This window comes from Geodermatophilus sp. SYSU D01106 (assembly GCF_054049995.1).
The window spans coordinates 1-10,762 of the sequence record NZ_JBJGYM010000045.1 but is presented as its reverse complement, the minus strand read 5'-3'; the positions used below and the strand labels follow the sequence as shown (position 1 = coordinate 10,762).

13 protein-coding genes are annotated in these 10,762 nt (G+C 77.8%); 1 reads left to right on the top strand and 12 read right to left on the bottom strand.

Annotated features, from left to right (window positions below; all coding sequences use genetic code 11):
- The 12 genes from ftsR to ACI78R_RS23200 form a co-directional block, all read right to left on the bottom strand.
- Nucleotides 1-387: transcriptional regulator FtsR (gene ftsR, locus ACI78R_RS23255; protein WP_457042458.1), on the bottom strand; the 387-nt coding region annotated here is incomplete at its 3' end.
- A gap of 5 nt (nt 388-392) precedes the next feature.
- Entirely contained in the window at nt 393-911 is a 519-nt protein-coding gene (odhI, locus tag ACI78R_RS23250; RefSeq protein ID WP_175562821.1) for an oxoglutarate dehydrogenase inhibitor Odhl, read from the bottom strand.
- 257 nt (nt 912-1,168) lie between these two features.
- A complete protein-coding gene (gcvH, locus tag ACI78R_RS23245) occupies nt 1,169-1,564 on the bottom strand; it encodes a glycine cleavage system protein GcvH (RefSeq protein WP_073419796.1) in 396 nt (131 codons plus the stop codon).
- A 42-nt stretch (nt 1,565-1,606) separates the two neighbouring features.
- Nucleotides 1,607-2,569 (bottom strand): DUF881 domain-containing protein, encoded by a 963-nt coding sequence (locus ACI78R_RS23240; RefSeq protein WP_457042457.1) that lies wholly within the window; start codon nt 2,567-2,569, stop codon nt 1,607-1,609.
- Nucleotides 2,566-2,898 (bottom strand): small basic family protein, encoded by a 333-nt coding sequence (locus ACI78R_RS23235; protein ID WP_073419795.1) that lies wholly within the window; start codon nt 2,896-2,898, stop codon nt 2,566-2,568. Before ACI78R_RS23235 ends, ACI78R_RS23240 begins: the two co-directional genes overlap by 4 nt.
- Nucleotides 2,899-2,901: 3 nt before the next feature.
- The gene (locus ACI78R_RS23230; protein WP_457042456.1) at nt 2,902-3,834 is read right to left on the bottom strand and encodes a DUF881 domain-containing protein; all 933 of its coding nucleotides are present in this window, start codon (nt 3,832-3,834) and stop codon (nt 2,902-2,904) included.
- Nucleotides 3,831-4,448, bottom strand: a complete 618-nt coding sequence (locus tag ACI78R_RS23225) for a CDP-alcohol phosphatidyltransferase family protein (protein WP_073420655.1) — start codon at nt 4,446-4,448, stop codon at nt 3,831-3,833. Before ACI78R_RS23225 ends, ACI78R_RS23230 begins: the two co-directional genes overlap by 4 nt.
- 214 nt (nt 4,449-4,662) lie before the next feature.
- A complete protein-coding gene (locus tag ACI78R_RS23220; protein ID WP_457042455.1) occupies nt 4,663-5,007 on the bottom strand; it encodes a TfoX/Sxy family protein in 345 nt (114 codons plus the stop codon).
- Between the two features lie 70 nt (nt 5,008-5,077).
- A complete protein-coding gene (locus ACI78R_RS23215) occupies nt 5,078-7,144 on the bottom strand; it encodes an elongation factor G-like protein EF-G2 (protein ID WP_457042454.1) in 2,067 nt (688 codons plus the stop codon).
- A 125-nt stretch (nt 7,145-7,269) separates the two neighbouring features.
- Nucleotides 7,270-8,148 carry a PP2C family protein-serine/threonine phosphatase gene (locus ACI78R_RS23210; RefSeq protein WP_457042453.1) on the bottom strand — a complete coding sequence of 293 codons (879 nt, stop codon included), beginning with the start codon at nt 8,146-8,148 and terminating at the stop codon, nt 7,270-7,272.
- A 98-nt stretch (nt 8,149-8,246) separates the two neighbouring features.
- Nucleotides 8,247-9,239: a zinc metalloprotease gene (locus tag ACI78R_RS23205; protein ID WP_457042452.1), complete on the bottom strand. Its 993-nt coding sequence runs from the start codon at nt 9,237-9,239 to the stop codon at nt 8,247-8,249.
- Between the two features lie 126 nt (nt 9,240-9,365).
- Complete coding sequence (locus tag ACI78R_RS23200; RefSeq protein ID WP_457042451.1) at nt 9,366-10,241, bottom strand: alpha/beta fold hydrolase; 876 nt, start codon at nt 10,239-10,241, stop codon at nt 9,366-9,368.
- Nucleotides 10,242-10,421: 180 nt separating this feature from the next.
- Here ACI78R_RS23200 and ACI78R_RS23195 point away from each other — a divergent pair, with 180 nt between their 5' ends.
- Nucleotides 10,422-10,631 carry a hypothetical protein gene (locus tag ACI78R_RS23195; protein WP_457042450.1) on the top strand — a complete coding sequence of 70 codons (210 nt, stop codon included), beginning with the start codon at nt 10,422-10,424 and terminating at the stop codon, nt 10,629-10,631.
- The last annotated feature ends 131 nt before the right edge of the window (nt 10,632-10,762 follow it).

Genomic DNA, 10,762 nt, shown 5'->3' with positions numbered 1-10,762 from the left:
GGGGGGCGGGGGCGTCGGAGGGGGCGGGGGGGGGGGCGGGGGCGCCCCCCCCCGGGGGGGGGCCGGCGGCGGGCGCCCGCCCCCGGGGCCCGCACCCCCGCGGTCGAGCGCCTCGAGGTGCTCCTTGATGACCTTGAGCGGCAGGTAGTGGTCCCGCTGGGCGGTGAGCACGTACCGCAGCCGCTCGACGTCGGCGCGGGAGAACTTCCGGTACCCCGAGGCGGTGCGCTCCGGGGACACCAGGCCCTCCGCCTCGAGGAACCGGATCTTGCTGATGGTGACGTCGGGGAAGTCGTCGCGCAGCGCGGTCAGCACCGCCCCGATGGCCAGGCGCGGCGTGCGCGCGTCGGCGCCGTCCCCGGACGCACCGGCGGGCGCTCCGGGCACCGGTGTCAGCGGGCCGCGGGCTCGCCGGTGCGCGGGCCGGTGAGGTAGACGAGGCGGAACTTGCCGATCTGCACCTCGTCACCCCCGGCCAGGGTCGCGACGTCGACCGGCTCGCGGTTGACGTAGGTGCCGTTGAGGCTGCCGACGTCGTGCACCGAGAAGCCGCCGCCCTCGCGGTGGAACTCGACGTGCCGGCGGCTGACGGTCACGTCGTCGAGGAAGATGTCGCTGTCGGGGTGCCGGCCGGCGGTGGTGACGTCCTGGTCGAGCAGGAACCGGCTGCCGGCGTTCGGGCCGCGCTTGACGACCAGCAGCGCCGACCCGGCGGGCAGCGACTCGACGGCGCCCGCGTGGGCGTCCGCGGCGGGCTCGCTCACCTCGGGGACGTCGGTGGTGTCCTCGCCGCCGACCTTCGGGATGACGCTGGTCGACTCGCCGACGCGCTCCTGGGAGAGGGCGGCGCCGCACTGCGCGCAGAAGCGACTGCCCTCGGGGTTGTCGTGGCCACAGCGAGTGCAGTGCACGTCTGTTCTCCTCCGGTGCAGGGGGCACCGCCGCGAGCGAGTCCGCGGGCGGCCGGCGGACGACGGTCCGGTCGGTGCCGTCGTGGGTCGGCTGCCGTGCGGCGCACGGCGGGCCGTTGGTCATGGAACCAGCGGTCGGACCGAGGGTCAACCGGACGTCGGGGCGACGTCACACCTGTCCCAGCGGCCCGGCCGAGGGCCGGTTCCCGGGGGCAGCATAGTGATCGTCCCGGGGAGGCCGGCCTCGGCGGGGGCGGTCAGGACGCGTCGACCAGCGCCTGGTAGGCGGCCGCGTCGAGCAGGTCGGCGGTGGCATCGGCGGCGTCGCCGGCCACGGTGATCTCGACCAGCCAGCCCGCCCCGTAGGGGTCGGCGTTGATGGTCTCGGGCGCGTCGCCGAGCGCCTCGTTGACCGCCGAGACGGTGCCGGGCACCGGCGAGTAGACGTCGGAGACCGACTTGGTCGACTCCACCTCGCCGATCGGGTTGCCGGGGCCGACCTCCTCCCCCACCTCGGGCAGCTGGACGAACACGATGTCGCCGAGCGCGTCCTGCGCGTGGTCGGTGATGCCCACGCGGACGACGGTGCCGTCCTGGACCAGCGCCCACTCGTGCTGGTCGGTGTAGCGGCGGTCGTCCGGTGTGGTCGTCATGCGGCGGGTCTCCTGGGGTCGGTGCGGAACGGGACCACCGGCCTAGTCGCCGGGGTCCGGCTGAGCGTATTGAGGCTCGTCGAGCGGCCGCAACGCGTCCACCACGACCCGGTCGCGCTGCTCGATGTCGACGCTGCCGCCCTGCCGGCCGACCCGGTCGACGACGCCGCCGGGGATGCTCATCGCCGTCCGGAGGTCCTGCGCCGAGCCGATGACGACCACCTCGTAGGGCGCCTCCACGGGCCGCCCGTCGATCCGCAGGGCGCCCGGGGTGCCGGTGACGGCGGTGGAGACGCCGATCCGGACGCCGTCGATCTGCATGGTCTCCGCGCCGGCGCCGCGCAGCTCCTGGACGGCGTCGAGCAGGTCGGCGACGCGCACCTGGCCCTCGGGGTCGCGGATGGTGACCACCAGCCCGGGCCCCTCGGCGGCGACGGTGCCGTTGAGGATCGCGAGGGAGTCGGCGCGGGAGGTGGCGTCCTCGAGGGCGGCGGCCGCCTGGCTGTCGCTGTCGGACAGCTCGCGCAGGTCGGCCCGCTGGTCGGCGATCTGGGCGCGCAGCCGCTCCTCCTGCGCGTCGAGGTCGTCGAGGATGCCGATCAGGTCCTCCTCGCGCACGCCCTCGAGCGCCTCGCCGGTGTCGGTGCTGCGCACCTGGACGGCGATCGCGAAGCCGAGCAGCACGGTGAGCACGGCGATCAGGGAGGCGGCCACCAGCGACGAGCGCCGTCGCCGGGGTGGCGCCGCCCGTGCCGCGACGGGCTCCCCGGCGGGGCCCTCCGCCGTCCCGTCGGCGGGACCCTCCGCGGGCTCCGCCGGGGGCTCCGGCACCTCGTCGCGGACCTCCGGCGCCTCGTCGCGGGGCTCCGGCGTCGTCCCCTCCGGCACGGTCTCCTCCGGCATCGCGTCCTCCGGCACGGTCTCCTCCGGCACCGCGTCCTCCGGCACGGTCTCCTCCGGCACCGCGTCCTCCGGCCGGTCGCCGGGACGCCCGTCGCCGCTCATGCCCGGAACAAGTGCCGGCGGATGGCCGCGGCGTTGCCGAAGATGCGGATGCCGAGGACCACGACGACGGCCGTGGACAGCTGCGCGCCGACGCCGAGCTGGTCGCCGAGGAAGACGATCAGGCCGGCGACGACGACGTTGGACACGAACGAGATCACGAAGACCTTCGCGTCGAAGACGCCGTCGAGCCGGGCGCGGGCGCCGCCGAACACCGCGTCGAGCGCGGCGACGACGGCGATCGGCAGGTAGGGCTGCAGCCACAGCGGGACGGTCGGGTCGAGGACGAGGCCGAGCGCGATGCCGACGGCCAGGCCGATCACGGGGATCACGGCTCAGCCCCCCGTCCCGCCGAGGGCGGCCTCGGCCGGCACCCCGGTGTAGGGGTCGGCGGATCGCAGTTCGGGGACTCCCCCGGCGGGCACGGACAGCTCGTCCTCCTGGGCGAACTCGAAACGCAGGCCGAACGACTCGGAGATGACCGCGAGGGCGTTCACCTCGGGGCTGCCCAGGAACCGGGGCCGGAGCTCGTCCGGGTCGCCGATCGCGCTGACGAGGTAGGGGTTGGTGACGGGGCGGAAGTCGACGAGGACCGCCTCGCCGGCGAAGCGGATCGCGGTGGTGGGGCCCAGGCGCTGGCCGTTGATGCTGACCGCCTCGGCGCCGGCGGCCCACAGGGCGTTGACCACCAGCTGCAGGTCGCCGTCCTGGACGCGGCCGCGCTCGTCCTCGGTGGCCGAGCCCCCGACCGGGTCGGCGTCGGCGTCGGGCTCGGCGTTGGCCAGGGTGACCACCAGGCCCGGCCCGCTCACCGCGTCCAGGCCGGCGGCGAGCTCCGCGGCGTCGAGGTCGTCGAGGGCGCGCTGGCCGACGGCGCTGGCGGCCAGCGCGTCGGCGCGGGCGCCGGTGACCTCGCCGCGCAGGCGCTCGAGCTCGGCGGCGAGCTCGTCGGTGGAGGCCGAGCGGGCCTGGATGTCCTCGATGAGCGCCGCCCGCCGCTCCTCCCGGCCCTCGGCGCCGGAGGCGGCCTGGTCGTAGGTGACGGAGAACAGCAGGCCGGCCGCGGCCATCGTCGTGGCGACGGCGAGCGGGCCGAGCCGGCGCCGCCACGGCGGGCGGTCGGGCGCGCCGTCGGCGGCGCGGGCGGCTCGCGCGGCGGCGGCCTGCGCGTAGGCGGGGTCGAGGGTCTCGGCGAGGACCTGGTCGAGCAGCGAGGCGCCCATCGACCGCGGCCCGCTGCCGCGGGGCCGGGGCCCGGGCGCGGTCACGGCCCCGGCCGGGGTCCGGTGCCCGCGGGGGACGCCCCGGCGCGCTCGGCGCGCAACAGGCCGACGACCTGGACGACGTAGAGCAGCCCGGCGAGCACGTACAGGGCGCTGCCCCAGATCGTCAGCGCCCAGGCGAACGGCGCCACCCACGACCAGCCGCCGCCCCCGCTGGCCAGCAGCAGCAGCGGGAAGGCGTAGAGCAGCAGGAAGGTGGCCGCCTTGCCGAGGTAGTGCACCTGCAGCGGCGGGTAGCCGGCGCGGCGCAGCAGCACCAGCATCCCCCCGAGGACGAGCTCCCGGCCGACGAGCACCGCGACCAGCCACAGCGGGACGACGTCGCGCAGCACGAAGGCGACCAGCGTCGCGACGATGTAGAGGCGGTCGGCGGCCGGGTCGAGCAGGGCGCCGAGCCGGCTGGACTGGCCGAGCAGGCGGGCGAGCTTGCCGTCGGCCCAGTCGGTGACGCCGGAGACCATGAGGACGACGACCGCCCAGCCGTCCTCCTCCGGGCCGAGCAGCAGCCACAGGAACAGCGGCACGCCGAGCAGCCGCAGCACCGACAGCGCGTTGGGGACCGTCCACACCCGGTCGGGCAGCTCGTTGCGGTCGGACACGGTGGACCCCGCCCCGGCGTCCGGGACGGGACGGCCCGGGGACGCCGGGACTGCGGCCGACGGCCCCTGCGACGACGTCACTGCTCCTCCACCCCGCTGCACACCGTTGCCGAGGCTAGTGTCCCGCGGCGACATCCCCGGACGCGGCGCACCGGCGGTCCCACCGCCCGGGCCCGGCCGGGAGGCCCGCCCGGGGGCTCGGCGGTCGCCCGGCTCAGCGGCGCCGGCCGCTCCCGGCGTCGCGCTCCAGGACGGCCTCGACCCAGGAGCGCAGGTCCTCGTCCGCGGCCAGCGCGGCGTCGTCGACGGCGATCCACCCCTCCCCCATCGACCGGCCCGCGCCCATCTCCGCCCGCCGCGCCCCCGGCCGGGCGAGGTACTCGGCGTCGCGCTCCGCGGGGACCCGGGCCAGCAGGGCGCCCCCGCCGGTGGAGACGCAGGCGGCCATGGCGCCGTCGACCATGAACGCGAGACCGCCGAACATGGCGACCTCCCGGACCTCCCGCCCCTCCGGGAGGGCGCGGCGGACGCGCTCGGCCAGCTCGGCGTCGTGGGGCATGCACCGTCTCCTCCGTGCGGGACCGGGTCCGCCGCCGATCATGGCGGAACCGGCCCCGGACGGGGAGGGGTCAGGCCGGGACGAGCAGCGACGCCGGGGCCGGCTCGTGGCCCAGCGGCCGGCGGGTGAACGAGCCGGTGCCGTGGCTGACCGAGCGCAGGGCGCCCGCGTAGCCGAGCAGCTCGATCTCGGGCACCTCGGCGCGGACGGTGGTGCGGTCGCGCTCGGGGTCGGCGTCGCTGCCGGTGACCCGGGCCCGCCGGGAGGACAGGTCGCTCATCACCGCGCCGACGTGCTCGCCGGGCACCACGACGGCCACCTCACACCACGGCTCGAGCACCCGGGTGCCGGCCGCGGCGGCGAGCTCGCGCACGGCCAGCGCGCCCGCGGACTGGAACGCCGCGTCGGAGGAGTCGACCGAGTGCGCCTTGCCGTCGACGAGCACGAAGCGGACGTCGACCAGCGGCCGGTCCCCCTCGATGCCCTTGGCGCACTGCGCGCGGATCCCCTTCTCCACGCTGCCGTGGTACTGGTTGGGCACCGCCCCGCCCACGACGCGCTGTTCGAAGGAGATGCCCGAGCCCGGCTCCCCGGGCTCGGCCTCCACCACGACGACGGCGTACTGCCCGTGCCCGCCGGACTGCTTGACCAGCCGCCCGGTGGCCCGCCCCGGCCCGGCGAGGGTCTCCACCATCGGCACGCGCACCGGCACGGTGGTGACCGCGACGCCGTGCCGGGTGCGCAGCCGCTCGAGCAGCACCTCGCCGTGCGCCTCGCCGACGCACCACAGCAGCAGCTGCCCGGTGTCGCGCGAGCGCTCCACCCGCAGCGTGGGGTCCTCGGCGGCCAGCCGGGTCAGCGCCGGGCCGAGCCGGTCCTCGTCGGCGCGGGAGGCGGCCTCGACGGCGACCGGGTGCTGGGGCACCGGCAGCGTCCAGGGCGGCACCAGGCGGGGGTCGCCGGGTGAGGACAGGGTGTCGCCCGTCTCGGCGGAGGCGAGCCGGGTGACCGCGCAGACGTCGCCGGCCGGGCAGGCGGGGACCGGGCGCAGCGCGGCGCCCAGCGGCGAGGAGATGGCGCCGACCCGCTCGTCGGCGTCGTGGTCGGGGTGGCCGCGGTCGGCGCCGCCGTGCCCGGAGACGTGCACCGGGGTGTCGGGGGTGAGCGTCCCGGAGAACACGCGCAGCAGGGAGACCCGGCCGAGGTAGGGGTCGGTCGTCGTCTTGACCACCTCGGCCACCAGCGGGCCGTCGGGGTCGCAGGCCAGCGCCGGCGCCGGGGACCCGTCGGGGCGGGTGACCGGCGGGCAGCCGTGCTCGAAGGGGCACGGGAAGGCGTTGACCAGCAGGTAGAGCAGGGCGTCGAGGCCGATGCCCTGCAGCGGTGCCGCGCACAGCACGGGGTGGAAGTGCGCGCGGGCGACGGCGGTCTCCAGGTCGCTGATCAGGTCGCCCTGCACCAGCTCGTCGCCGGCGAGGTAGCGCTCCATGAGCGCCTCGTCCTCGCTCTCGCCGATGATCCCCTCGATCAGCTCGCCGCGGAGGCGGTCGGCGTCGGGGGCCTGCGCGCCGGGCTGCAGGAGGTTGACCACGCCCTGCACGGCGCCGTCGGGGCCGCGGTCGACCAGGTGCACGGGGTAGACGCCGTCGCCGAGCAGCGTCTGGCACAGCCGGACGGTCTCCTCGACGTCGGCGCGCGCCCGGTCGAGCTGGGTGACGACGACCGCGCGGGGCATGCCGACGGCGGCGCACTCCTCCCACAGCTGCACGGTGGTGGCGTCGACGCCGCCGACGGCGGAGACGACGAACAGGGCGGAGTCGGCGGCGCGCAGGCCGGCGCGCAGCTCGCCGACGAAGTCGGGGCTGCCCGGGGTGTCGAGCAGCGTGATGCGGGTGCCGTCGTGCTCGACGGTGGCGACGCCCAGGGTGACCGAGCGCTGCTGGCGGACCTCGACCTCGTCGCTGTCCAGGCAGGTGGTCCCGTCCTCCACCCGCCCGGCGCGCGGCACCGCGCCGGTGGCGGCGAGCAGCGCCTCGGCGAGGGTGGTCTTGCCGGCGCCGGCGTGGCCGACGAGCGCCACGTTGCGCACCCGGGCGGCCTCGCGCGGGGCGGGCGCCGCGGCGACGTCCCTACCCACGGGGGCCCCCGGGCCGGTCGCCGTCCTGGTCGGTGTCGGGCACGGTGACCTCCCGGGGTCGGCAGGGTGTGGTCTGGGTCACAACCCTGCCCCGGGGAGGCGCCGCCGGGCAAGACCCCCGGGGCTCAGGTGGGGCCGGCCGCCCCCACCAGGACCGGGCCGGCGGTGGTGGACCAGCCGGCGGGGGTGACGTCGGCGACGGCGGCGGTCACGTCGTCGCGGGTGCCGGCGGCCAGCGCGGCCAGCACCAGCCGGGAGGCGGCGGCCGCCGGGCGCCGCTCGGCCGAGAGCACGCGGGTGAGCGTGCCGGCGGGGACGACGCCGGACAGGCCGTCGGAACAGACCAGCAGCCGGTCACCGGGCCGGGCGGCGACGGCGATCAGGTCGGCGGGGCCGGGGTCCTGCGATCCCCCGAGGGCGCGCAGCAGGATCGACCGCATCGGGGAGGCCGCGGCCTCCTCCGGCGTCAGGTCCCCGGAGGCCACCAGCGACTGCACGAGGCTGTGGTCGGTGGTCAGCCGGGTGAGCACGCCGTCGCGGTACAGGTGCGCGCGGCTGTCGCCGACGTGCGCGACCACGACCCGGCCGTCGCGGGTGAGCACCGCGGCGGTGCAGGTGGTGGCCATGCCGCGCAGCGCGGGGTCGGCCGCGGCGGCGGCCCGCACGGCGGCGTCGGCCGCGGCGAGCGCGGCGGCGAGGCCGGCGTCGGGCAGCGCGTCCTCCCCCGCGGCACGGCCCGCGGCGAGGCGAGCGGTGACCTCGGCGACGGCCAGCCGCGCGGCGGTGGCGCCACCGTTGCCGCCGCCGACGCCGTCGGCCACCACCAGCGCGTCGGGGCCGGCGTACCCGGCGTCCTGGTCCTCGCCCCGGGGCCCGGCCAGCGAGGCGGCGGCCGGGTCGAGCACGAGCCGGTCGAGCCCGGGGCCCGCGGGCCGCGGGGCGGGCGGGCCGCCCGGCGCCTGCGCCGCGGGGAACCACGGCAGCGGCACGGAGGGGGCGGTCACGGGCGACAGCATGGACCGCCGCGGCCGCCCGGGGACAGGAACGGCACGCGCCGCCCGCGGGGACGTCCCCGCGGGCGGCGCGACCTGCGGAGAACGGGTCAGACCACCGGGGCCCGGTAGGCCTCCCACGCGTTGCTCATGCGGGCGACCTGGCCGGCCGAGAACGTGTTCATGCAGAAGTCCTCGGTGTAGTCCATGAAGTTGGTGATCGGGTCGAGGCCCGGGTCGCGGGGGCAGCTGTCGCGGCCGGCGTCGGCCTCGCACTCGAACGCGGGGCCGGCCTCGGCCGGGGTGTCGGGCACATGGTCGCCGGGGCCGGTGCAGCCGCCCTGGAAGGTGTGGAACAGCCCGAGCCAGTGACCGACCTCGTGGGTGCCGGTGTCGCCCTCGTTGTAGGGCGCGGCGGTGCCGCCGGGCATCGACTCGTCGAGGATGACGACGCCGTCGCGCCACAGCTGGCCCCCCTTGGCCGACTGCGGGAACGTCGCGTAGCCGAGCAGCCCGCCGCCGATCGGGGCGACGTAGACGTTGAGGGTGGCCGGGCCGCCCTCGCGCAGCGCCGTCTTGGCGGCCCGCTCCTCACGGCTGCCCGGCTCCAGCGCCGCCCAGGCCGGGTCCGCGACGTAGTCGGTGTCGGCGGGGTCGTACACGAAGCGGAACGGGCTGTCGGGGGACGGCGCGGCGGCGCCGGTGCCCGCGTAGGCGTCGTTGAGCACGGCGACCTGGGCGGCGATCTGCCGATCGCGCAGCGCCTTCTGCTCCGGGGACAGCGGCGCGGGGGTGATCACGTGGAAGACGGTCTCGATCGTCACCGAGCCCGCCGGCAGGACCGGGCGGGTCTTCGGCTTGCCGAGGGCGGCGGCCTGGTCGGCGGAGACGGCGTTGGGCTCGCCGCGGGTGGCGCCGGGGCGGACCCGCGCCTCCTCGGGACCGTGCGAGACGTCGTCGGCGTGCACGTCACCGGCGTGCGGGTCGGTGCACGGGGCGACGTCGGCGGGCAGGGCGGCGACCGTGCCGGCCGCCGGGGCGGTCGTCAGGGCCAGCGCCACCGCGGCGCCGAGGGTGAGGGCGGTCCGGCGCAACCGGGTCATGGGTTCCTCCGCGGGGGGTGGGACGGGTGCGCGGAGCCAAGCACAGGCGGAACCGACCGGTTCCGTCGGGCGTGTCGCAGATCACGCAATCCGTCACCGTGCGTGACGGTCGCGGCTCCCCCGTCGTCAGCCCGCGTCGGCGGCCGCGGTGTGCGCGGCGACCGCCGCGGCCAGCGGTCCGTGCACCGCCGGCGGCAGCGCGTGCCCCATCCCGGGCACCGTGACCAGCTCGGCACCGCCGACCACCGCGGCGAGGTGCGCGGAGTGCGGCGGCGGGTTGACCGGGTCCTCGGGCGCCTCGACGACGAGGGTGGGCACCGTGACGGCGGCGAGCTCGGCGCCTCGGTCCAGGCCGGACTGGTCGGCCAGCGCGTGCGCCACCGGCCCGCGGACGCTGCCGGCGTGGTCCATCGCCCGCTCCTCCAGGGCGCGGAACCAGCCGGCGTCGACGGGCAGCACGCCGCCGCTCAGCAGGCGCCAGTGCTCCACCCGCCAGTCGAGCTCGGCCGCCCGGTCGCGGTCGCCACCCATGGTCTGCCAGTACGCGAGCAGCTCGGGCGCGGGACCGGGGAGCTCCCCCGTCCCGGCGACGTCGGCGAGGCCGGCGCCGAGGGCGGAGGTGCACAACACGGTGGCGCTGCGGAGCCGGTGCGGGGCGTCGAGCAGGAGCAGCTGGACGAGGGTGCCGCCCATCGACATGCCCGCGACGTGCGCACGCTCGATCCCGAGGGCGTCGAGGACGGCGACGGCGTCGCGCGCGAGGTCGGCGATCGCGTAGGGCGCCCGGTCGAACACCGCGGAGCTGCGGCCGGTGTCGCGGTGGTCGTAGCGGATGACCCGGTGCCCGGCGGCCAGCACGTCGACCAGCTCCTCGGGCCACAGGACGCCGCTGGCGTTGGCGCCCATGACCAGCAGCAGCGGCGGCGCGGCCGGGTCGCCGCGCTCCTCGGCCCACAGCTGCACACCCGCGCCGGCGGTCACCCGGTGCTCCGTCGTCCTCACGGCCTGCAGCGTGCCTCGGGACGGGAGCCGCTGTCGCACCGTTTGGGCGGTTTGGTTGGGGATAACGGTCGAGTGCCCCTGTGCCGCCCGGGAGGTCGACCTCGCCACGCGGTGCCCGACCTCGCGCTGCGGGGCGAGGTCGGGCACCGCGGGGTGCGGCCGGGCCGGGAGACTGGGCCGGTGACGAGCGCGGGGAGCGGCCACGCGGCCGGCCGGGACCGGGAGAGCAGCACGGCGCACGCCGTCCCGCGGGAGGCCGCCGACGGCCCGCCGCCGTGGGTGGCGGTGTGCGGCACCCCGGTCGCCGTCGTCCAGGGCGCGTGGGGCGGCCGGCGCGGGCTCGGCTCCGGCGACGTCTGCCCCCGCTGCCGCGAGCTCGCCCTCACCTGAGCCGGGGCCCGGCGGGCGTCCTGGCTCACCGCCGCGGGGGGGGGGGGGGGGGGGGGGGGGGGGGGGGGGGGGGGGGGCCGGCCGCGCGGGGGGGGGGGGGGGGGGGGGGGGGGGGGGGCGGGGGGGGGGGG